The organism is Microbacterium sp. NPDC087665, from assembly GCF_044743285.1.
Classification (GTDB): Bacteria; Actinomycetota; Actinomycetes; order Actinomycetales; family Microbacteriaceae; genus Microbacterium.
In genome coordinates this window covers 414,868-436,620 of record NZ_JBIUWD010000004.1, presented here as the reverse complement: position 1 = coordinate 436,620, position 21,753 = coordinate 414,868, and the positions used below count along the sequence as shown (strand labels likewise).

The following is a 21,753-nucleotide window of genomic DNA, read 5'->3' as shown; positions in this document are numbered from 1 at the left end:
GGTTCAGCTCACCCGCACTCGTGGATCGAGGATGACGACGGCGATGTCCGAGAGGACGGCGCCGATCGCGGTCATGACGGCGCCGAAGGCCGCGACGGCCACGACACCGTGCACGTCGTTCGTCGCGATCGTCTGTGTGAAGTACTTGCCCATGCCGTTCCACCCGAAGATCGATTCGGTCAGCACCGCGCCGGTGAAGACGGCCGGGATGGAGAACGCCACCTGGGTCGTGACCGGGATCAGCGAGGTGCGCAGCGCATGGCGGCGGACGGCCTGCGACTTCGTGAGCCCCTTGGCCCGCGCCGTGCGCACGTAGTCGGCGTTGATGTTGTCGAGCAGCAGGGAGCGCTGCAGGAAATGGATGCCGGCGTAGCTGACGAGGATCAACGCGATGGTGGGGAGTATGAGGTGTTGTGCCGCGTCTATCAGCACGGGGAAGAACCCGGTCACGCCGGGACTCGCGGCCCCCGTGACGAAGAAGATCCTCGTGCCGGTGGCGTTGTTGGCCTGGATCGCGAGGAGCACGATGCCGAGGGATGCCACCACGATCGGGATGTTCATCGTGATGATCGATGTCGCCTGCCCGATGCGGTCGGCGAGCTTGTACTGCCGGGAGGCGGTGTAGACGCCGAGCGCGATGCCGAGCACGGTGAACAGGATGGTGGCGCCGAGCACGAGTTCCGCACTCACCCAGACCCGGTACGCGACCTGCTCGTTGACCGAGTCGCCGTTGGGACTCATGCCCCAGTTCCAGTGGAAGATGATGTTGCTGAACCAGGTCCACCAGCGCTCGAGCAGCGGCACGGTCGGATCGAGGTTGCGCGGACGGAGCAGCGCTTGGATCTGCTCCTCGTTGAGCGGGGGGCGACGGCCGACGTAGTTGCTTCGCGGGTTCAGATAGAGCCAGGCGAGGAAGTACGTGAGGTTCGTCGCCACGACGATCATGAGCAGCCAGCCCAATGCTCGACGCAGCAGGTACTTGATCAAGGTCGGTATCTCTCTCTTCATCAGAGCCGAACGGGATCGCCGGTACGGCTCTGATCAACGTGCTTCACTCACCTCCGTCCGCCTCTTCGCGAACTTCGGTATACCAAATCGATGTTACTCGGTCGGCTACTTCGTGGAACTCAGTCCCGGGAGAGACCCCCGAGACTTGGGCGACGTTACCACCGCCTCGGGCGAATCGAGTATTAGCCTCACCTCACCGTAGAATCGACGGGACATGTCACCACGCGCTCTCACACCCCTTCAGCCTGCCGCGACTCCGGCGACGCAGCTCCGCAATTTCTGCATCATCGCCCACATCGATCACGGCAAGTCGACCCTCGCCGACCGCATGCTGCAGATCACGGGCGTCGTGTCCGATCGCGACATGCGCGCCCAGTATCTCGACCGCATGGACATCGAGCGCGAGCGCGGCATCACGATCAAGAGCCAGGCCGTGCGCATGCCGTGGGAGATCGAGGGCGAGACCTTCGCCCTGAACATGATCGACACCCCCGGTCACGTCGACTTCACCTACGAGGTCTCGCGGTCGCTCGCCGCATGCGAGGGGGCGATCCTTCTCGTCGACGCCGCGCAGGGCATCGAGGCGCAGACGCTCGCCAACCTCTACCTGGCGCTCGAGAACGACCTCCACATCATCCCCGTGCTCAACAAGATCGACCTGCCGGCGGCCGACCCCGACAAGTACGCGAAGGAACTCGCCTCCCTCATCGGCGGCAAGCCGGAAGACGTGCTGCGCGTCTCGGGAAAGACGGGCGTCGGCGTCGAAGAGCTCCTCGACCGTCTGGTGAAGGAGATCCCCGCCCCGAAGGGCGATGCGGATGCTCCCACCCGCGCCATGATCTTCGACTCGGTCTACGACGCCTACCGCGGCGTGGTCACCTACGTGCGCATGATCGATGGCAGCCTCTCACCCCGCGAACGCATCCAGATGATGTCGACCGGCGCGACGCACGACCTGCTCGAGATCGGCGTGTCGAGCCCGGAGCCGATCCCCACCAAGGGACTCGGAGTCGGCGAGGTCGGTTACCTGATCACCGGTGTGAAAGACGTTCGCCTCTCGAAGGTCGGTGACACGGTCACGACGGCGCGCAAGCCCGCGACCGATGCGCTCCCCGGATACACCGAGCCCAAGCCGATGGTCTTCTCGGGTCTCTACCCGATCGACGGCAGCGACTACGGCGAGCTGCGTGAGGCGCTCGACCGGCTCAAGCTCTCCGACGCCTCGCTCGTGTACGAGCCCGAGACCTCGGTCGCGCTGGGATTCGGCTTCCGCTGCGGGTTCCTCGGACTGCTGCACCTCGAGATCATCACGGAGCGCCTCGCCCGCGAGTTCGGCCTCGATCTCATCACCACCGCGCCCAGCGTGATCTACGAAGTGCTGACCTCCGACACCGGTGAGACCGTGACGGTGACGAACCCGAGCGAGTACCCCGACGGCCGCATCGGTTCGGTGTCCGAGCCCATGGTCAAGGCCGCGATCCTGCTGCCGAAGGACTACGTCGGCACCGTCATGGAACTGTGCCAGACGCGTCGTGGCACGCTGCTGGGCATGGAGTACTTCTCCGAAGAGCGCGTTGAGCTGCGCTACAACATGCCGCTCGGTGAGATCGTCTTCGACTTCTTCGATCAGCTCAAGTCGAAGACGCAGGGCTATGCCTCGCTCGACTACGAGCCCGCAGGTCAGCAGGAAGCCGACCTGGTGAAGGTCGACATCCTCCTGCAGGGTGAGAAGGTCGACGCGTTCAGCTCGATCGTGCACCGCGACAAGGCCTACGCCTACGGCACGCTGATGGCCGAGCGTCTGCGCAAGCTCATCCCTCGCCAGCAGTTCGAGGTGCCCATCCAGGCGGCGATCGGCGCGCGCATCATCGCTCGCGAGACCATCCGTGCGATCCGCAAAGACGTTCTGGCCAAGTGCTACGGCGGTGACATCACCCGAAAGCGCAAGCTCCTCGAGAAGCAGAAAGAGGGCAAGAAGCGCATGAAGATGGTGGGCCGCGTCGAGGTTCCCCAGGAGGCGTTCATCGCAGCGCTCTCCGGCGACGTCGAAGGCAAGGACAAGAAGTAGGCGTGCCGTTCCCGCCGTACGAGCGCGGGATCACGCGCCATCCGCTCGAAAGGGTGCCGCGCGGCATGCGCCTGTCGGAGCGCAGCGTGACGGTCGCCCCGGAGGCGCAGGGTGCTGTCGCCGCGCTGATCCGTTCGTGGGAGTTCAAGCGGCGTGCGGGCTTCTCCGGCCCCGAGACCGCACCGGCCGCAGGCCTTGAGGGCATGCTCACGAAGCGCGTCTTCGGCATCACCTTCACCGAGCCGATCCGGGTGGTGTGGGCCGATGAACACGGTTTCGGCTACGAGACGCGCCCGGGGCATCCGATCTACGGCGAAGAATCCTTCGTGCTCGAAAACGGAATGTTCACCGCCCGCTCGATTTCGCGTCCCTCGACGCTGATCTGGCGCCTGCTCAGTCCCGCTTTGCGGTTCATGCAGCGCACCACGCACGCGCGCTACACCCGCATCGTCGGGGCCGAAGCCCGCCGCGTTCGTTGACGACGTCACCCGCAGGGAGTTCTCCCATCCGCAGGGTGAATCCCCGTTTTCTGCCCTGGATCCGTGATTCCTCCCTGCGGACTGTGTCGCTTCGCGGCGGGGTGAGGGTGTTCGTTCAGCCAACGCAAAGTAGGCTTGTTCTCATGCGGCGCGGGAACTTCCGAGACGACACGGTGGACTATGCAGCCGTGGGTGCCACCCACGCGCCCGATCTGATGCAGTATCCGCCGGAGCGGAGCATCCCCGCCGAGGCGTCTTGGCGCATCGGTAGCGGTATCGAGCGGTTCCAGACCGCGGGCGAGGCTCTCCTGTCGTGGACGGCGCAGCGCGCCGCCGGGCTCACGGTCGAAGACGTGCGGCCCGCTCCCGGCCCTGCCTACGCCGGCGTCAGCTTCGACGCCGAGGGCAACCCGATCGCTCCGAGCAAGCGCGACGTCGAGCCGCGATACGACGCCGAGGGCACTCCGTTCGTGGGCCCGGGCATGACTCTCAAGGTGCACGGACGCGTCGGCAGCATGCGCGCCGATGCCGAGCTGCGCGTGATCTCCGTCACCGAAGAGGCACGGCGGATCGGCTTCGTGTTGGGCACGGTCGGCGGGTCGGTCGTGAGCGGCGAAGAGTCGTTCGACGTCGACTGGCGCGAAGACAACGACGAGGTCTGGTTCACCGTCCGTGCCTTTGACGCCCCCAACTCTCTGCTGTACCGCACGGTGCCGCCGCTCGTGAAGCGCCGCCGCCGCGAGCTCTTCGCGCGCTATCTCCGAGCGATCTCCCCGCTCTACGCGACTCCCGTCTGATGGCGGGACCTCTTCCTCTCGGCGATCCCGCTCCGTCTGACGGCAGACTGCCCGCCGACCTGCCGATCGATACGTCGGTCCCGTTCTCGGCCTACCTGCACATCCCGTTCTGCCGGGTGCGCTGCGGATACTGCGACTTCAACACCTACACGTCCAACGAGCTCCGGGGCGCGCGCCAAGAGGACTACGCCGCGACGCTGGTCGCCGAGATCGAGCTCGCCCGCCGTGTGCTCGGAGACGCGGGGGCTCTCCGCCCGATGGACACGGTGTTCTTCGGGGGCGGTACCCCGACGCTGCTTCCGGCCGGCGATCTCGCCAGGATGCTCGGGGCAGCGACATCGGCGTTCGGACTCGTCGACGGTGCCGAGGTGACCGTCGAGGCGAACCCCGACACGGTCACTCCCGAGGTCGCGCGTACACTCGCCGACGCCGGCGTGACACGTCTCTCCATCGGCATGCAGTCCGCCGTGCCCCACGTGCTCGCCGCGCTCGATCGCACGCATCAGCCCGACAACGTACGCACCGCCGTGGCTGCGGCGAAGGACGCCGGTCTCGCCGTCAGCGTCGACCTCATCTACGGCGCCCCGGGCGAGTCGCTCGCAGACTGGGAGGCGTCTCTCGACGCCGCTCTCGCTCTCGAGTCCGACCACATCTCGGCGTACGCCCTGATCATCGAAGACGGTACCAAGCTCGCCAGGCAGATCCGCCGCGGCGAGGTGCCCACCCCCGACGACGACCTGCAGGCCGACATGTACGAGCTCGCCGACGGCAAGCTCGCGGCCGCCGGATTCGGGTGGTACGAGGTGAGCAACTGGGCGCGCAGCGAGGAGCAGCGCTCGCGCCACAACGTCGCGTACTGGCGGGGGAGCGACTGGTGGGGCTTCGGCCCCGGAGCGCACAGCCATGTCGCCGGTCTGCGCTGGTGGAACGTGAAGCATCCGGCGGCCTACGCGCAGCGGCTCGCCGCATCCGATTCACCGGCCGCGGGCACCGAGCGCCCCGACGCCACGGCGCGGATGCTCGAGCGCGTGCTCCTGGAGAGCCGGCTCGTCGAGGGGATCGCCGTTGCCGATCTCCCCGCTGCGAACCGATCGAACGTCGCGGGCCTCATCGCCGACGGTCTCGTCGACGCGGCATCAGCCGTGCGCGGGCAGGTGCGACTCACCTTGCGCGGGCGCCTGCTGGCCGACGCGGTGGTTCGTCAGCTCACCGATTGACCGCTGTCCGGCGTCAGCGCCGTGGTCTCGGGAGCAGATCCATGCCTTCGGTGCGCCGCTGCCGAACAGTCGTGCTCGTCGTGTCGAACACCCGGGTGGTGCGACCCGTGCCGTACGGAGACCAACCGGGGTCACCCGTCTTCACGAACGAGATCCAGGCGGCGTGCATCTCCGAGGCGAGGTTCTGCGGGGCATCCGCTCCCGCCAGGCGCCGGGCCTCGTCGTCGCCGAGACGATCGAACACGAAGCCGAGTTCGAGCGCGTGCGCGGCGCGCAGGTCGCGCACCGGGCTGGGCCACGCGAACTCGTAGACGAACGTGGGCGCCGATCGCTCCCGGGCGACCCGGCTCAGCGGAGCGCGCAGCAGGACGTCGGTGGCGAGCTGGCCGAAGATCTCGCCGGTGGATGCTCCGGGAAAGGCGTCGCGGTAGGCGGTGACGGCGCGTCGGGGGATCCGGAGGGCGATGCGGGCGAGGGTGAGCTTGAGCGCACTGATGTCGTCGAGAGCCTCCGGGGTGAACCACAGGCGGTACTCGTCGGTGTTGCTGCCGATCAGCAGGGGCGTGTCGATCGAGCCGAGCACCTCGTGCGGGGAGCGGGGCAGGCTGTCGGGGTCGATCGCGAACTGGAATCCGGGGGCACCGCCGAGCGGTGACGACCCCGCGGCCTGCGCGCGACGGGTCTCCAGCAGCTTCTCGGGCGGCACGGCGGAGAACGAGGCGACGTCGGGAGCGATGCCCAGGCGTTTCGCGATCTGCGCGGTCACCCTCCCGGCCTTCTGCGGCGTCTGTGCCGTGAGTGGGCCTGATTCGATGATCGCGCGCGCGATGAGCGACCGGGAGTCGTCGCGGGCGAGGAGTCCGGCGACGATGGCACCGCCGGCGGACTCGCCCATCACGGTGATCTGCGCGGGGTTCCCGCCGAAGGAAGCCACCTCGCGGTGCACCCATTCCAGGGCGGCCGCCGCATCGCGCAGGCCGAGGTTGCGGGGCGCGTCGTCGAGCACCGAGAAGCCTTCGGAGCCCAGTCGGTAGTTGATCGATACGAAGACGATGCCCGCGCGGGCGAACGCCGCGCCATCGTAGAGGGGGAGTGCCGCGGTGCCACGTTCGAGTGCGCCGCCGTGGATCCACAGCAGAACAGGGGCGCCCTGCGCGTCGACGGGCGCCCAGACGTTCGCGGTGAGGATGTCGTCGCCCGCGATGCTCACTGAGCCGAGCAGCTCGCCGATCGCACCCGCATAGGGGAGCTGGGGTGCGGTCGCGGCGAACGCCATGGCATCTCGGGTGCCCTCCCACGCCGACACGGGCTGCGGTGCATGGAAGCGGCGGCTGCCGAACGGCGGTGCGGCGTATGGGATGCCGAGGAACCGGCGGACATCGCCGTCGAGAGAACCCGCGACGGCTCCGGTGGAAAGTGCGACGGTGGACGGCTCGGCCATGCTCGTCATCCTAGGACGACCGGCGGGCGTTGGGCGTTGGAGGGCGCGAGCGGGGTAGGATTGGCACTCTGAACGTCCGAGTGCCAGCGGAAGGGAAGGCGATGGTCACAGAGCGAGGGCTCCAAGTTCTCCGAGCGATCGTGCAGGACTACGTCGAGACCCACGAACCCGTCGGCAGTCGATCGATCGTCGACCGCCACTCCTTCGGCGTGTCCGCAGCAACGATCCGCAACGACATGGCTCTCCTCGAAGACGAAGAACTCATCACGGCACCGCACACCTCGTCCGGCCGTGTGCCGACCGACAAGGGCTACCGCGTCTTCGTCAATCACCTCGCGCAGCTGCGCCCGCTGACATCCGCGCAGCGCACGGCCATCGAGTCCTTCCTCGCCACTCCGAGCGACCTCGACGACCTCATGGTGCGCACGGTACGCGTACTCACCCAGCTGACCGGGCAGGTCGCCCTCGCGCAGTACCCCTCCTTCGCCCGCGCGCATCTCACGCACATCGAGCTCGTGGCGCTGTCGCCGAGTCGGATGCTCGTGGTGCTCGTGACCGACGCCGGTGGCGTGTCGCAGCGCATGACGCCGCTGCCCGTCGAGGTCGACGAGACCGCCACGATCGCCATCCGCACGCGCCTCGCCGGTCTCATCACCGGCCAGGCGGTCAGCGATGCGGCCGAGCGGTTGGAGAGCCTCCTCGCCGCGGCGCCGACCGGACCGCCCGATGCGGCGCTCCGTGCGGTCGCCGCCGTCATCGTCGACGAGCTCCAGGCATTCCGCCAGGAGCGGCTCGTGATGGCGGGAGCGGCCACGCTCGCGCGGCGGGAGCAAGACTTCCGCGGAAGCATCCATCCTCTGCTCGAGGCGATCGAGGAGCAGGTGACCCTGCTGCGTTTGATGAGCGAGATGCAGACCGACGAGCAGGGGCTGGCGGCGAGCATCGGCACCGAGAACGCGTCGTTCGGCCTGGGCGAGGCCTCGATCGTGGCGAGCAACTACGCCGCTCCCAGCGGCATGGCGCGTGTCGGCGTGATGGGCCCGACGCGCATGGACTATCCGAGCAATCTCGCGGCAGCACGGGCGGTCGCCCGGTATCTGTCGCGGATGCTCGACGAAGACGAGGCGAGCCGCTGAGGCGGCTCCCGCAGAAGACCACGCAGAAAGGCGATTGTGGCGGATCACTATGAGGTTCTCGGGGTGTCCCGGGAAGCATCCACCGATGAGATCAAGAAGGCGTACCGACGCCTGGCACGGCAGCTGCACCCGGACGTCAATCCCGGTGAAGACGCGGCGGAGCGGTTCAAGCTCGTGACGCACGCCTATGACGTCCTCAGCGATGACGATTCCCGTCGCCGCTATGACATGGGCGGCGGAGACGGCGCCTCCAATAACTTCGGCGGGGGTGGCTTCGGCGGCTTCGGCGACATCTTCGAGACGTTCTTCGGCGCCGCGCAGGGCGGTGGGCGAGCGCGCCCCCGGTCCCGGCGCGAGCGCGGCCAGGATGCACTCGTGCGGGTGACCCTCGATCTCGGCGATGTCGTCTTCGGCGCGCACCGCGACATCGAGGTCGACACGGCCGTGCTGTGCGAGACCTGCCAGGGATCGTGCTGCCAGGAGGGCACCTCGCCCGTGACCTGCGACATCTGCGGCGGTTCGGGTCACGTGCAGCGCCAGGTGCGCAGCCTTCTCGGCAACGTCGTCACCTCGGCGCCGTGCGGCACCTGCGAGGGCTACGGCACCACGATTCCCTACCCCTGCGGAACGTGCGGCGGCCAGGGCCGTGTGCGTTCGCGTCGCACGGTCTCGCTCGACATCCCCGCGGGTGTCGAGACGGGGCTGCGCCTGCAGCTCCCGGGTTCCGGCGAGGTCGGCAAGGCGGGCGGCCCGCACGGCGACCTGTACGTCGAGGTCACCGTCAACCCGCACGCCGCGTTCAGTCGTGACGGGGACGACCTGTTGGCCACGCTCGAAGTGTCGATGACGGATGCGATCCTCGGCACCGAGACCTCGATCCAGGGCCTCGACGGATCCGTCGATCTCGAGATCCGCGCCGGCGTGCAGTCGGGAGACGTTCTCACGATCAAGGGGCGCGGCATCACTCCGCTGCGCGGCTCGCAGCGCGGTGACCTGCGCGTCGGCGTGCAGGTGGTGACCCCCACGAAGCTCGACTCCGCGCAACGGGCGCTGATAGAGGACTTCGCGAAGAAGGCGAAGGAACCGGCTCCGCAGCTGGCGCAGTTCCAGCAGGGGCTGTTCTCGAAGCTCCGCGACCGTTTCCGCACCCACTGAGCATGGCGCTGCACTTTCTCGTCGAGTCGTCCTCGAAGGCCGTCGTCGGCGACATCGTGTCGTTGACCGGTGCGGAGGCGAAGCACGCGGCCGTCGTGCGGCGGCTGCGCGTGGGAGAGACGGTGACTGTCGGCGACGGGGCGGGAGTCTGGCTCACCGGCGTCGCCGAGGAGGTCGCACCGGCGCGCGTCGACGTGCGGGTCTCCGACCGCGTCGAGCAGGCGGCGCCCTCCCCACGGATCGTGCTCGTGCAGGCTCTGGCGAAGGGGGATCGTGACGAACTCGCGATCCAGGCCGCGTGCGAACTCGGCGTCGACGAGGTCGTGCCGTGGCAGGCGAGCCGCAGCATCTCGCGCTGGGACGGACCGAAGGCGGTCAAGGGTCGCGAGCGCTGGGCGACCATCGTCCGCGAAGCGGCGAAGCAGGCGCATCGCCGATGGGTTCCGTCCGTGACCCCGCCGGTGAGCACCTCCGATCTCGTGACGAGGGCTGCCGAGCAGCGCGTGCTCGTGCTCGATCCGACCGCCGATGTTCGACTGTCCGAGGTGGTCGCAGACGGTCGCGACCTCGTGCTCGTGGTCGGCCCCGAAGGCGGGCTCACCGACGATGAGCTCGCCAAGCTCACGGATGCCGGGGCGGAGCGCGTGCTTCTCGGAGACACGGTGCTGCGCACATCGACCGCAGGACCCGCCGCGATCGCGGTGCTGTCGGTGGCGCTCGGCCGCTGGTGAGCGGCGCGTGCCCCGGCGACCCCAGGCGCCCGGCGGCTAGACTGGATCTATGAGCGAGCCCTCGATCTTCACGCGCATCCTGAACGGTGAGATCCCCGCGGAGATCCTCGGTGAGACCGATCGGGTGTTCGCGATTCGCGACATCGCGCCGCAGGCGCCGGTGCATCTCCTGGTCATTCCGAAGACATCCGAGTACCGCGACGTCGCCGAGCTCGCGGCGGGGGACCCGTCTCTGCTGGCCGAGATCATCGCGTTCGCGAAGCAGCTCGCGACGCAGCACACCGATGACGGAGACTTCCGTCTCGTCTTCAACTCCGGTGCCAATGCCGGACAGACCGTCTTCCACGTCCACGCGCATGTGCTGGGCGGCGGACTCACCGAGAAGAGCACAGGTGCCTGACAACCCCGACAGCGGACCGACGCTGCCCGAGCGCCGATCGCACGCGCCTCAGCCCGAGGCGATCGAGAAGATCTATGCCGACGGCGTGGCGATGGTGCAGCTGCTCGGCCCGCAGGATCGCCTGCTGCGGATGCTCGAGAAGGAGCACCCCGAGGTGCAGGTGCTCGTGCGCGGCAACGAGATCACCCTCAGCGGATCGACGCAGACCGTGGCGAAGGCCAAGACCCTCGTCGACGAACTGATGACGATGACGAAGGCCGGCCACGACCTCGCTCCGAGCGACGTGTCGAACTCCGCCCGACTTCTTCGCCAGGAGGGCGGCCCCCGTCCGAGCGAGGTGCTCGGCGAGGCGATCCTCTCCACGCGCGGCAAGACCATCCGCCCCAAGACGCAGGGGCAGAAGGAGTACGTCGACGCGATCGAGGAGAACACGATCGTCTTCGGCATCGGGCCGGCGGGCACCGGGAAGACCTACCTCGCGATGGCGAAGGCCGTGCAGGCGTTGCAGCGCAAAGAGGTCACGCGCATCATCCTCACGCGCCCGGCGGTCGAAGCGGGAGAGCGGCTCGGTTTCCTTCCGGGCACCCTGAACGACAAGATCGATCCCTACCTGCGACCGTTGTACGACGCGCTCAACGAGATGATGGATCCCGAGATCGTTCCCCGCCTGATGGCAGCGGGAACCATCGAGGTGGCCCCTCTTGCCTACATGCGCGGCCGCACGCTCAACGACTCCTTCGTGGTGCTCGACGAGGCGCAGAACACGACGCCCGAGCAGATGAAGATGTTCCTGACGCGCCTCGGCTTCGGCACGAGGATGGTCGTCACCGGTGACATCACCCAGGTCGACCTCCCGCAGGGTGCGTCGGGCCTTCGTCTGGTGACCCGCGTCCTGGCCGACATCGACGACATCCACTTCTCCCGGCTCACGAGCGACGACGTGGTTCGTCACTCGCTCGTCGGACGGATCGTCGATGCCTACAGCGAATACGACGAACGACGCACAGCGCAGCGTTTCGAGCGGGAGCAGGCGGCCGAGTTCGCCAATCGCGCCGACCGCCGCGGTGCCCAGAAACCCGGCCCGCGCGATCGGATGCCGAAACGAGGAGTCTCATGATCGAGATCAACAACGAGTCGGCCATCGACGTCGACGAGACGGTGCTTCAGCGACTGACCGACTTCAACCTCGCGCAGCTGCACGTGAGTCCCGACGCCGAGGTCGCGATCGTCCTCGTCGACGAGGGCGCGATGGAGGCGCTTCACGTGCAGTGGATGGACGAACCCGGTCCCACAGACGTGTTGAGCTTCCCGATGGACGAGTTGCGCCCCGGCACCGAGGATCGCCCGACCGCACCCGGTCTGCTCGGCGACATCGTGCTCTGCCCGCAGGTCGCCGAGACCCAGGCGCAGGCGGCCGGGCACACGCTGATGGACGAGCTGATCCTGCTCACCACCCACGGGCTGCTGCACCTCCTCGGCTACGACCACGCCGAGCCCGACGACGAGCGGGAGATGTTCGGGCTGCAGAAGGAGCTCATCCAGGGCTTCGCTGCAGCCGAGCGCCACCGATGACGGCCGCATTCCTCCTCATCGGCGCCGTTCTTCTCGTCGCCTTCGGCGGTCTGATGGCGGCGATCGACGCGGCCTTCGGCGTGCGCTCGAGGTCCGACCTCCAGGAGATGGGCGCCGAGGGGCGCAACGCCCCGCAGCTCGCGAAGATCGCCGCCGACCCCGACGCGCATGTGAACGCCGTCGCGTTCATCCGTGTGCTCTCCGAGGTGACGGCCGCCGTGCTCGTGACCGTCGCGTTCACGTCGCTGTTCGAGAACATCTGGTGGGCCATGCTGGCGGCCGCCGTGCTGATGACGGGGATCACGTTCGTGCTGGTCGGCGCCAGCCCTCGCACGTTCGGCCGGCACCGTGCCGACGGTCTACTGCGAGCCAATGCGCCGATCGTGCGAGGTGTGCGCATCATCCTCGGGCCGATCGCGCAGGGTCTCGTACTCCTCGGCAATCGGGTCACACCGGGCGCCGGCCGCAGCTCGTTCTCGTCGGAGGAGCAACTGCTGAGCATGGTCGACGAGGCCGCGTCGAACGATCTCATCGAAGAGGACGATCGCGACCTCATCCACTCCGTTTTCGACTTCACCGACCAGTTCGTGCGCGCCGTGATGGTGCCCCGCACCGAGATGGTGACCGTCGACGCCAAGGCGTCGACGAGCGAGGCCATGGAGTTGTTCCTCAATCGCGGTGTCTCCCGCATGCCCGTGGTCGACGACGATCTCGATGACGTCGTCGGCGTGCTCTACCTCAAAGATCTCGTCCAGTTCGCCTATCGCGACGAGGGGGCCTGGCGCGGAGCATCCATCCGGCCCATCTCGCGCCGCGCGACCTTCGTTCCCGAATCCATGCGGGCCGAGACGCTGTTGCAGCAGATGAAGCGCGACGCCGTGCACGTCTGTCTCGTGATCGACGAGCACGGCGGGATCTCGGGGCTGGTGACGCTCGAAGACCTCATCGAGGAGCTCGTCGGCGAGATCGCCGACGAGTACGATCAGGTATCCGCCGAGTTCGTAGACCTGGGCGATGGTCGCTACCGCGTGAGCGCCCGGCTCTCACTCGAAGACGTCGGCGATCTCTTCGGTATCGAGCTCGACGATGAAGATGTCGATTCGATCGGCGGACTCCTCGGCAAGGAGCTGGGGCAGGTTCCTCAGCCCGGTGCGACCGCAGTGGTCGACGGACTCGTACTCACCGGAGGCGCCTCTCGGGGGCGCGGCCGAGGTATTGCCACGGTTTTCGTGGAGAGGGCCCCGAACGATTCGGACCCGGTGGATGATGAAGGAGATCGACGCGATGACTGAGCAGAACCGGAGTGGGTTCGTGACGTTCGTCGGCAGGCCGAACGTCGGCAAGTCGACCCTCACGAATGCCCTGGTGGGCGAGAAGATCGCGATCACCAGCGAGAAGCCGCAGACGACGCGTCGCGCGATCCGCGGCATCGTGAACCGTCCCGACGGCCAGCTGGTCATCGTCGACACTCCGGGCATCCACAAGCCGCGCACCCTCCTCGGTGAGCGTCTGAACAACCTGGTCGAGCAGGTCCTCGGCGACGTCGACGTGATCGGCTTCTGCGTGCCGGCGACCGAGAAGGTCGGTCCCGGTGACCGCCGTATCGCCGCGTCGCTCGATGGGTACTCGCGCGCGAAGAAGGTGGCGATCGTCACGAAGACCGATGCCGCGAGCCCGGAGGAGATCACGGAGCGACTGCTCGAGGTCGATGCTCTCCGCGAGGACTGGGCCGCGGTCGTGCCGCTCTCGGCGTTGACGCGCGATCAGCTCGGCGTGCTCTCGGACGAGATCCTGGCACTTCTGCCCCTCGGGCCGGCGCTCTATCCCGAGGGCATCACGACCGATGAGTCCCAGGAGGACCGTATCGCGGAGATGATCCGCGAAGCCGCGCTCGAAGGCGTGCGCGACGAGCTCCCGCACTCCATCGCCGTGATGATCGACGAGGTCTCCGCACGTCCCGACAGCGACCTGACGGATGTCCATGCCCAGATCGTCGTCGAACGCGACAGCCAGAAGGCGATCATCATCGGGCACAAGGGAAAGCGCCTGCGGGATGTCGGTGCCCGCGCACGTGTCGGCATCGAGGAGCTCCTGGGCACCCGCGTCTTCCTCGGGCTGCATGTGAAGGTGGCCAAGGAATGGCAGCGCGACCCGAAGCAGCTCGGCAGGCTCGGCTTCTGACATGGAGACGGGTAGCGAGCCGACGGCGGCAGAGGAGCCGCCGGACGCGCTGAGATGAGCGCGCGCGACTCCGCCCCGAAGTCGCCGCGGGACGAGGTCTTCACCCGCGTCTTCGATGCGCATTGGGCGGCGATCCGCCATCACATCGAGGGCGTCGTCGCCGATGACGCCGTGGTCACGGAGATCGTCTCGGAGGTCTTCTTCCGTGCGTGGACGCGGTTGAATCCCCGTCGCCCGATGGGTCGCATCTGGCTTCTGCGCGCCGCGGAACGTGCGGTGAAGGCGAGCGTGCGCCGACCGGCGACCGGATCGAGCGCGGCCGCAGCCGTGCATGCGGGCGTCGGGGGAGAGCAATCCGCGACGGCTCCTGGGGCATCGGGTGTGGTTCTTCGGGCTCTCTCTGTACTCCCGGAGCGTGAGAGGCGTATCATCATGCTCACGTACTGGGATGGGCTGACGGTGGGGGAGATCGCCGAGCTGTCGCGGACATCCGCGACCCGGGTACGGAAAGCCTTGCATCGCGCGAACGAACACGTGCGCGCTGCGCTGAGATCGGAGGGGGTGATCGTCGATGACTGAGAGCGCGCTCTTGGAACGCCTGATCGCCGACGCCGACCCCGCGCGCACGCCTCGCGACGCCGATCCCGATCCTCGTGCCCTCGCCACGCGCGACCGCATCATGCGCGACGCACGAGCACCGCGCCGACGCCGGGCGGTCATCGCCGGCTGGGCATCGGGGATGGCGGTCGCCGCGGCATCCGTCGCTGTCGCCGTCGCCGTTCTCGTCCCCCCGGGGGTTGCCGTCGCCGCATCGCCGTCGCCTCTCGAGTTCGAAGCGTCGGGAACCACCGCGCAGATCGTCGGTGACGCGCAGACGGCTCTCGCAGCGAGCGACGGCCCCGTCGATGCCGAGCGGGTGGTCCGCTCAGCATCCTGGTCGTTCTCGGTCGACATGGGCACGTATGAGACCACGGTGGTCCCGCAGCTCATCACGATCACGTGGAACCCCGATCTGTCCGGCCGCACGGTGGCGATAGAGGGCGTGCCCTACGACCCGACGGATGCTTCGGCGAACGTCGGATCCGAGATCTCCAGCAGCGGTGAGGTCGCCTGGGAGCTCGAGATGGAGCCCGGGCAGTTCACCGCGCCCGTCGTCGACATGCCCGGTTCGACGCAGGCGGACATGCAGGCCGTGCTCGCCGCGTACGGTCTTCCGGGCGATCCCACCGCGGCCGACGTCACGACCGCGATCACCTCGGTGCTGGGGCAGTGGACGCTGACGAACGCGCAGGAGTCCGAGATGCTCGGCATCCTCGCCGAGACGGGCGGCGCCGAGGCGTTGGGAACGTCCACCGACAGGCTCGGACGACCGGTCACTGCTCTGCGGGTGCAGGCTGTCGACGGCTCAGCGAGCGATGTTGTACTCATCTCCGCGACGACGGGCCGCATCGTCGGCGTCGAGCGCACGAATCTCGTCGAAGACGGACCGTTCCCCAGCGGTGCGATCATCTCTTATCAACTCTGGGATGTGGACGAAGGAGTCCTGTGATGCGGTCGTCACGTGCGGTGCTGCCAGCCCTGATCCTCGCGGCACTGCTCGGGGCGTCCGTCCCGGCGGCCGCCTCGGCGTCGACGCCCGATGAGGTCGATCCGCAGATCGCGCAGATGCTCGATGACATCCCCGGTGGGGTGCTGGTCGACGCCCATCATGCGGTCTGGCCCGCGCTCGACATGGAGGTGACGGCGCCCCAGGCGGCGCAGGGTTTCGCTGCGCGCGCGGTCGGCGGATGCGCGACCGGCCGTGTCTGCGTGTACAGCGGAAGCGCGCTGACCGGGGTCGCCGTGAGTTGGGGAACGTGCGGTGTGCTGAGTGTGCCGGGCGGATTCGTGGTGCGCTCGCTGGCGGATGCGCGCACCTCCGGCTATGCGCAGGCGCGGAACAGTGCGGGGTCGGTGCTCGCCACCGCCTCGGCCGGCGGGTGGGCGAACGTCGGCGGAACGTCGACGACCGTCCGCTGCGTTCTCTGACGCGACGCGCTAGTCGATCTCCCGCAACGACGAGGTGACGATCACGACATCGTCGCCGAACTCGGCATCGGCCGCCTTGTGCAGGGTGCCGTCGTCCCAGACCACCTGGAGCCACACGTACCCGCGCTCGGGGTGAAGGCTCAGCGCGCGGTGCCCCAGGCGCGCCGCGATGTCGTCCTGCACCGCGGCCAGGTCGGCGTCCGATGCTCCGCCGTCCACACCCCCGGTGGGGTCCTCGGGCCGGATCGGGTCGTAGAGTGCGAGCATGATGGGCGGATCGGTCACGGCATACCGCTCTCCGTCGTATGTGCCGTAGACGGCATACGTCCCCCAGGTCGTGCTCCCGCTCGACTCGCTGCCGTCGACGCCGTCCCATGTCCAGCCGTCGAGGGGGATGCCCGCGCACTGCGGAGGAAAGGACTCCGCGACGGGTCCGAGGCACAGCTGCGCCTCTCCGTCGGTATCGAGGACGGTGCCGGTGGCAATCACCCGTCCCTCAGGGAGTGCAGGCTGCACGTTCTCCAGGCGCTGATCCGACGGGACGGATGTGCTCGTCGGAGCTGCTGCACCGCCGGCTCCCGCGGTGCAGGCGCTCAGGAAGAGCACTCCCACGATCGAGGATGCGGTGAGGACGAGGCGTCGCTGCGAAGTGCTCATACGGGAGAGTGTCGCAGACCGGGCGATCGTCTCGCTGGTCGTGGTGACGAGAGCATCCTGCTAGCATGACAACATGCCTTTCGGCGGTCTGCTTCTTCTTAGCTGCCGCGACGAGTCCTAAAGCTAGGGCCTTCCTCGTCGCGGCGCTTGTGTTGGCCCGATCACACTGACGAAGAGAAGAAGCCCCATCATGCAGAACACTCAGCGCCCCTCCGGGATGCCGATCCACAAGTACCGGCCGTTCCACGAGCAGATCAGTGTCGACCTCCCGGATCGCACCTGGCCTGACGCCCGCATCACGACCGCGCCCCGCTGGTGCGCCGTCGACCTGCGCGACGGTAACCAGGCGCTCATCGACCCGATGTCGCCCGAGCGCAAGCGCGTCATGTTCGACCTTCTCGTGAGCATGGGGTACAAGGAGATCGAGGTCGGGTTCCCCTCGGCCAGCCAGACCGACTTCGACTTCGTGCGTCAGCTGATCGAAGACGACCTGATCCCGGACGACGTCACGATCCAGGTGCTGACGCAGGCGCGCGAGCACCTGATCCAGCGCACCTACGAGTCGATCGCCGGCGCCAAGCAGGCCATCGTGCACCTCTACAACTCGACGAGCATCCTGCAGCGCGAGGTCGTGTTCCGCACCGACAAGCAGGGCATCATCGACATCGCGCTCGAAGGCGCGCGACTGTGCCGACAGTTCGAGAAGACCATCCCTGAGACCCAGGTCTTCTACGAGTACTCGCCCGAGAGCTACACGGGTACCGAGCTGGAGTTCGCCGTCGACATCTGCAACCAGGTGATCGAGGTCTTCGAGCCCACTCCCGACCGCAAGGTGATCATCAACCTCCCGGCGACGGTCGAGATGGCCTCACCGAACGTGTACGCCGACTCGATCGAATGGATGAGCCGTCACCTCGCACACCGCGAGAACGTGATCCTGTCGCTGCACCCGCACAACGACCGCGGCACGGCGATCGCCGCCGCCGAACTCGGTTACATGGCCGGCGCCGACCGCATCGAAGGATGCCTCTTCGGCAACGGCGAGCGCACGGGCAACGTCGACATCGTCGCACTGGGCATCAACCTGTTCACGCAGGGAATCGACCCGCAGATCGACTTCAGCGACATCGACCAGGTCAAGCGCACCGTCGAGTACTGCAACCAGCTGCCGGTGCCCGAGCGCAGCCCGTGGGCGGGCGACCTCGTCTTCACCGCGTTCAGCGGATCGCACCAGGATGCGATCAAGAAGGGCTTCGAGGCCATGGCCGTCCGTGCAGAAGCAGACGGCGTGACGGTCGACGACATCGAGTGGGCGGTTCCGTACCTGCCGATCGACCCGAAGGACCTCGGCCGCTCCTACGAAGCCGTGATCCGCGTCAACTCGCAGTCGGGCAAGGGCGGCGTCGCCTACCTGCTCAAGGCGGACCACGCCATCGACCTGCCGCGCAAGCTGCAGATCGAGTTCTCGGGTGTGGTGCAGGCCAAGACCGACGCCGAGGGCGGAGAGGTCACGAGCGACCAGATCTGGTCGATCTTCTCGGACGAGTACCTGCCCGCTGCGGCGACCGCCGACAAGTGGGGCCGCTTCGAGCTGCTCGCCACGCAGACCCGCAGCGACATGTCGGGCGATGTCGTGCTCGACGTCGTGCTGCGCGATGACGAGCAGCAGCTCTCGGTCGCCGGCAACGGCAACGGTCCGGTCGCGGCCTTCGTCGAGGTGCTGCGGGCCCAGGGCTTCGACATCACGGTCTACGACTACGTCGAGCACGCTCTCAGTGCCGGTGGCGATGCGCAGGCCGCAGCGTACGTCGAACTGCAGGTCGGCGATCAGCGCCTGTGGGGCGTCGGCATCGACGGCGACATCTCGACGGCATCGCTCAAGGCGATCGTCTCCGGGGTCAATCGCTCGATCCGCGTGCGTCAGGATGAGCTCGCCGCCGTCTGAGCAACGCAGCGGCCCTTCGTCTCGTCGCTGCGCTCCTCGCTCAGGGACCGGTGTCCTCCGGTTGCTGAGCGAGGGTAGCGAGACGAAGGGCGGTCTGCGTACTCAGGGCTTGACGATCGGGATCGCACCGGTTTCGGCCGCGACCTTGCGCCGGTACAGGCGGCGCTGCTCCGGCAGCGAGACGTCGAAGCTCACGGCGAGCACCCGGATCACCGCGGTGACGACGATGCCGATGATCGCGGCGAGGGTGATCGGCATCCCGAAGCTGCTGGCGGTGACGATGAACACGCATCCGGCCCCAGCAGCGACCGCGTAGAGCGAACCGACGTGCATGATCGAGGTCGGAAGACCCATCAGCATGTCGCGCAGCACCCCTCCGCCGACTGCGGCGCATACCCCGATGAAGACGGCGGGGACCACGGGGATCCCGAAGGCGAGGGCCTTGGAGGTTCCGAAGGCTCCGAACATGCCGATGACGACGGCGTCGAGCACGACGATGACGGTGTTGAGCCGGTTGAAGAGTCCGGCCAGCAGCATGCCGAGGAGCGCAGCCCCGGTCGCGGTGATGAGGTAGAGGTTGTTCTGCAGCGTCGCGGGGGTCTGACCGAGCAGGATGTCGCGGATGAGACCGCCGCCCATGCCGATCATGATTCCGATGATGGCGACGCCGAGCCAATCCAGCCGGCGCTGCCCCTGGAAGCCCGAGGCGAACATCGCGCCCTGGACCCCGCCGAGGCCGACGCCGAGCAGGTCCGCCCAGAGCGGAATGATGAAGAGCGGTTCGGTCACCCTTTCATTCTCCCGCACGGAGGATAATTGAGCCGTGCCCACCTATCGAGACGAAGCGGTGATCCTGCGCACCCACAAGCTGGGCGAGGCGGATCGGATCGTCACCATGCTGTCGCGGCACCACGGCAAGGTGCGCGCGGTGGCCAAGGGCGTGCGGCGCACATCGTCGAAGTTCGGCGCGCGGCTCGAGCCGTTCATGGTGGCCGATGTGCAGCTCTATCAGGGCCGCTCTCTCGACATCGTGCAGCAGGCGGAGTCGCTCGGCTCGTACGGTGCCGACATCGTCGCGCACTACGAACGCTTCACGTCGGCGAGCGCCATGGTCGAGACCGCCGATCGTCTGAGCGATGCCGAGGCCACCTCCGACCAATACCTGCTGCTGGTCGGCGGCCTGCGCGCGCTGTCTCGCGGCGAGCATGCGGCTCGGAGCATCCTCGATTCCTACTTGCTCCGTGTCATGTCGCTGGGTGGCTGGGCTCCCTCGCTCGGTGACTGCGCCCGGTGCGGCACTCCCGGCCCGCACACGACCTTCGTCGTTCAGCTCGGCGGCCTCGTGTGCACGAACTGCGCTCCCGCGGGCAGCCCCCGTCTCGGCGCGACGTCTCTCGGACTCCTCCACTCGTTGATGAGGGGGGAGTGGGATGCCGTCGACGCGGCGTCGCACGCCGACACCGCCACCGCCTCCGGCCTCGTCGCCGCATACGCGCAGTGGCACCTGGAGCGCGGCATCCGCTCGCTGGCCCATGTATCCGACATCCCTGGAGGCGCACGGTGACCCCGAAGCCCTACACGCACAAAGACGCCGTGGCGTACCGTCCGCTCGACTGGACGGGAGTGCACCCGCCGGCGTTCCGCGCGGTGCCGGAGCACGTGGCCATCGTGATGGACGGCAACGGTCGCTGGGCGAATCGCCGGGGACTCAGTCGCGTCGAAGGGCACAAGGCCGGCGAGGAGGTTCTTCTCGACGTCGTGGCCGGAGCGATCCAGGCGGGCGTGAAGCACCTGTCGGTGTACGCGTTCTCGACCGAGAACTGGGCGCGCTCACCCGAAGAGGTGCGCTTCCTCATGGGATACAACCGCGATGTGCTGCACCGCCGCAGAGATCAGCTCAACGAGTGGGGTGTGCGGGTGCGCTGGGCTGGTCGCAAACCTCGGCTCTGGGGCAGCGTCATCAAAGAGTTGCAGCACGCCGAGCAGCTCACGCGCACCAACGATGTGCTCACACTGACGATGTGCGTGAACTACGGCGGCCGCGTGGAGCTCGTCGATGCGATGCGATCGATCGCCGCAGACGTCGCCGCGGGTCGGGTCAAGCCGAACGCGATCACCGAGAAGATGATCCGCCGCAACCTCTACATCCCCGACATGCCCGATGTCGACCTGTTCCTGCGCAGCTCGGGGGAGCAGCGCACCTCGAACTTCCTCCTGTGGGAGTCGGCCTACGCCGAGATGGTTTTCCTCGACACTCTGTGGCCGGACTTCTCCCGCGAGGAGCTCTGGCGCGCGATCGGTATCTACCTCTCCCGCGACCGGCGCTTCGGTGGAGCGATCGACACCCCCGACGCCTCGGCCTGAGCCCGCAGCCACCGCTCGGTCTCACGGGGGTGGCGCAGCCGCACGATCGTGAGATGAGGGAACTCGACCTCGCACACCGGCATCCGCTCCGTCCATTTGTGCAGCGTCTTCGTCTGCCAGGCGAGGATGTTCTCCTCGGGGTCGCCGCGGAACATCTTCCAGATCGGCTTCTCGACGTTGCCGTTCCACATCTTCGTGCGCAGGATGCTGCGGCTGATGGTGCGTTTGAGAAGACGCGCTCGCACCACGCGATAGGGGTAGTCGAGCCACAGGACGAGATCGGCGCGCGGGGTCAGGATGTCGTCGGTGCCCTTGCTCGTGTACTGCCACTCGGTCACCCACCGGTGCTCGGCGGCGAAGGCGCGCACGTCGTCGAGGAACTGCGGTCTGGGCGTCCAGTTCGCGCCGTGGAACAGTCCGTCGATCTCGACGTGCCGCAGATCCCACGTTTGGGCGATGCGCGATGACAGCGTCGTCTTGCCCGAGCCGGAGACCCCGGCGACGAGCACACGCGTCGGCGTGAACGGCAGGGGATCGTCGGCGGACAGCATCCGAGCATCCTATCCACGGAATA

Annotated in this window: 23 protein-coding genes; 18 read left to right on the top strand and 5 right to left on the bottom strand. The window is 67.8% G+C overall.

Annotated features, from left to right (window positions below; translation table 11 throughout):
* Nucleotides 1-3 precede the first annotated feature (3 nt).
* On the bottom strand, nucleotides 4-987 hold the full coding sequence (locus ACIOSY_RS11980) for an ABC transporter permease (RefSeq protein WP_400853454.1): 984 nt from the start codon (nucleotides 985-987) through the stop codon (nucleotides 4-6).
* A 235-nt stretch (nucleotides 988-1,222) separates the two neighbouring features.
* Between ACIOSY_RS11980 and lepA the strand changes: the two genes are divergently transcribed.
* From lepA to hemW, 4 genes are all read left to right on the top strand, one after another.
* The gene (gene lepA / locus ACIOSY_RS11975; RefSeq protein ID WP_400853452.1) at nucleotides 1,223-3,076 is read left to right on the top strand and encodes a translation elongation factor 4; all 1,854 of its coding nucleotides are present in this window, start codon (nucleotides 1,223-1,225) and stop codon (nucleotides 3,074-3,076) included.
* 2 nt (nucleotides 3,077-3,078) lie between these two features.
* Entirely contained in the window at nucleotides 3,079-3,555 is a 477-nt protein-coding gene (locus ACIOSY_RS11970; protein ID WP_400853450.1) for a DUF1990 family protein, read from the top strand.
* A gap of 143 nt (nucleotides 3,556-3,698) precedes the next feature.
* Entirely contained in the window at nucleotides 3,699-4,352 is a 654-nt protein-coding gene (locus tag ACIOSY_RS11965; protein WP_400853448.1) for a DUF1990 family protein, read from the top strand.
* Nucleotides 4,352-5,569: a radical SAM family heme chaperone HemW gene (gene hemW / locus ACIOSY_RS11960; protein WP_400853446.1), complete on the top strand. Its 1,218-nt coding sequence runs from the start codon at nucleotides 4,352-4,354 to the stop codon at nucleotides 5,567-5,569. Before ACIOSY_RS11965 ends, hemW begins: the two co-directional genes overlap by 1 nt.
* A gap of 13 nt (nucleotides 5,570-5,582) precedes the next feature.
* Here hemW and ACIOSY_RS11955 read toward each other — a convergent pair whose 3' ends face one another.
* On the bottom strand, nucleotides 5,583-7,010 hold the full coding sequence (locus ACIOSY_RS11955; protein ID WP_400853444.1) for a carboxylesterase/lipase family protein: 1,428 nt from the start codon (nucleotides 7,008-7,010) through the stop codon (nucleotides 5,583-5,585).
* Nucleotides 7,011-7,111: 101 nt separating this feature from the next.
* On the opposite strand from ACIOSY_RS11955, the gene hrcA reads away from it, so the two are divergent.
* From hrcA to ACIOSY_RS11900, 11 genes are all read left to right on the top strand, one after another.
* Entirely contained in the window at nucleotides 7,112-8,146 is a 1,035-nt protein-coding gene (gene hrcA / locus ACIOSY_RS11950; protein WP_400853442.1) for a heat-inducible transcriptional repressor HrcA, read from the top strand.
* A gap of 36 nt (nucleotides 8,147-8,182) precedes the next feature.
* Nucleotides 8,183-9,301: a molecular chaperone DnaJ gene (dnaJ, locus tag ACIOSY_RS11945; protein ID WP_400853440.1), complete on the top strand. Its 1,119-nt coding sequence runs from the start codon at nucleotides 8,183-8,185 to the stop codon at nucleotides 9,299-9,301.
* A 2-nt stretch (nucleotides 9,302-9,303) separates the two neighbouring features.
* Nucleotides 9,304-10,032 (top strand): 16S rRNA (uracil(1498)-N(3))-methyltransferase, encoded by a 729-nt coding sequence (locus ACIOSY_RS11940; protein WP_400853438.1) that lies wholly within the window; start codon nucleotides 9,304-9,306, stop codon nucleotides 10,030-10,032.
* A 49-nt stretch (nucleotides 10,033-10,081) separates the two neighbouring features.
* On the top strand, nucleotides 10,082-10,432 hold the full coding sequence (locus tag ACIOSY_RS11935) for an HIT domain-containing protein (RefSeq protein WP_400853436.1): 351 nt from the start codon (nucleotides 10,082-10,084) through the stop codon (nucleotides 10,430-10,432).
* Between the two features lie 91 nt (nucleotides 10,433-10,523).
* Nucleotides 10,524-11,549 carry a PhoH family protein gene (locus ACIOSY_RS11930; protein ID WP_400853841.1) on the top strand — a complete coding sequence of 342 codons (1,026 nt, stop codon included), beginning with the start codon at nucleotides 10,524-10,526 and terminating at the stop codon, nucleotides 11,547-11,549.
* Nucleotides 11,546-12,004 carry an rRNA maturation RNase YbeY gene (gene ybeY / locus ACIOSY_RS11925; RefSeq protein ID WP_400853434.1) on the top strand — a complete coding sequence of 153 codons (459 nt, stop codon included), beginning with the start codon at nucleotides 11,546-11,548 and terminating at the stop codon, nucleotides 12,002-12,004. The genes ACIOSY_RS11930 and ybeY overlap by 4 nt, the downstream gene beginning before the upstream one ends.
* Nucleotides 12,001-13,296 carry a hemolysin family protein gene (locus tag ACIOSY_RS11920; RefSeq protein ID WP_400853432.1) on the top strand — a complete coding sequence of 432 codons (1,296 nt, stop codon included), beginning with the start codon at nucleotides 12,001-12,003 and terminating at the stop codon, nucleotides 13,294-13,296. The genes ybeY and ACIOSY_RS11920 overlap by 4 nt, the downstream gene beginning before the upstream one ends.
* Entirely contained in the window at nucleotides 13,289-14,185 is an 897-nt protein-coding gene (gene era, locus ACIOSY_RS11915) for a GTPase Era (RefSeq protein WP_400853430.1), read from the top strand. The genes ACIOSY_RS11920 and era overlap by 8 nt, the downstream gene beginning before the upstream one ends.
* Before the next feature lie 54 nt (nucleotides 14,186-14,239).
* Nucleotides 14,240-14,764: an RNA polymerase sigma factor gene (locus ACIOSY_RS11910; RefSeq protein ID WP_400853428.1), complete on the top strand. Its 525-nt coding sequence runs from the start codon at nucleotides 14,240-14,242 to the stop codon at nucleotides 14,762-14,764.
* Entirely contained in the window at nucleotides 14,757-15,734 is a 978-nt protein-coding gene (locus tag ACIOSY_RS11905; RefSeq protein WP_400853426.1) for a hypothetical protein, read from the top strand. Before ACIOSY_RS11910 ends, ACIOSY_RS11905 begins: the two co-directional genes overlap by 8 nt.
* Complete coding sequence (locus ACIOSY_RS11900; RefSeq protein WP_400853424.1) at nucleotides 15,734-16,213, top strand: hypothetical protein; 480 nt, start codon at nucleotides 15,734-15,736, stop codon at nucleotides 16,211-16,213. Before ACIOSY_RS11905 ends, ACIOSY_RS11900 begins: the two co-directional genes overlap by 1 nt.
* 9 nt (nucleotides 16,214-16,222) lie before the next feature.
* Here the strand turns inward: ACIOSY_RS11900 and ACIOSY_RS11895 are convergent, their stop codons facing one another.
* Complete coding sequence (locus ACIOSY_RS11895; RefSeq protein ID WP_400853422.1) at nucleotides 16,223-16,870, bottom strand: hypothetical protein; 648 nt, start codon at nucleotides 16,868-16,870, stop codon at nucleotides 16,223-16,225.
* 190 nt (nucleotides 16,871-17,060) lie between these two features.
* On the opposite strand from ACIOSY_RS11895, the gene leuA reads away from it, so the two are divergent.
* The gene (gene leuA, locus ACIOSY_RS11890) at nucleotides 17,061-18,815 is read left to right on the top strand and encodes a 2-isopropylmalate synthase (RefSeq protein WP_400853420.1); all 1,755 of its coding nucleotides are present in this window, start codon (nucleotides 17,061-17,063) and stop codon (nucleotides 18,813-18,815) included.
* Between the two features lie 102 nt (nucleotides 18,816-18,917).
* On the opposite strand, the gene ACIOSY_RS11885 is transcribed toward leuA, so the two are convergent.
* Nucleotides 18,918-19,604 carry a trimeric intracellular cation channel family protein gene (locus ACIOSY_RS11885; RefSeq protein ID WP_400853418.1) on the bottom strand — a complete coding sequence of 229 codons (687 nt, stop codon included), beginning with the start codon at nucleotides 19,602-19,604 and terminating at the stop codon, nucleotides 18,918-18,920.
* Nucleotides 19,605-19,638: 34 nt separating this feature from the next.
* On the opposite strand from ACIOSY_RS11885, the gene recO reads away from it, so the two are divergent.
* Both recO and ACIOSY_RS11875 read left to right on the top strand, forming a co-directional pair.
* On the top strand, nucleotides 19,639-20,379 hold the full coding sequence (recO, locus tag ACIOSY_RS11880; RefSeq protein ID WP_400853416.1) for a DNA repair protein RecO: 741 nt from the start codon (nucleotides 19,639-19,641) through the stop codon (nucleotides 20,377-20,379).
* A complete protein-coding gene (locus ACIOSY_RS11875; RefSeq protein ID WP_400853414.1) occupies nucleotides 20,376-21,179 on the top strand; it encodes an isoprenyl transferase in 804 nt (267 codons plus the stop codon). The genes recO and ACIOSY_RS11875 overlap by 4 nt, the downstream gene beginning before the upstream one ends.
* Here the strand turns inward: ACIOSY_RS11875 and ACIOSY_RS11870 are convergent.
* A complete protein-coding gene (locus ACIOSY_RS11870) occupies nucleotides 21,119-21,730 on the bottom strand; it encodes an AAA family ATPase (RefSeq protein ID WP_400853412.1) in 612 nt (203 codons plus the stop codon). The two genes, ACIOSY_RS11875 and ACIOSY_RS11870, sit on opposite strands and share 61 nt — an antisense overlap.
* Between the last annotated feature and the right edge of the window lie 23 nt (nucleotides 21,731-21,753).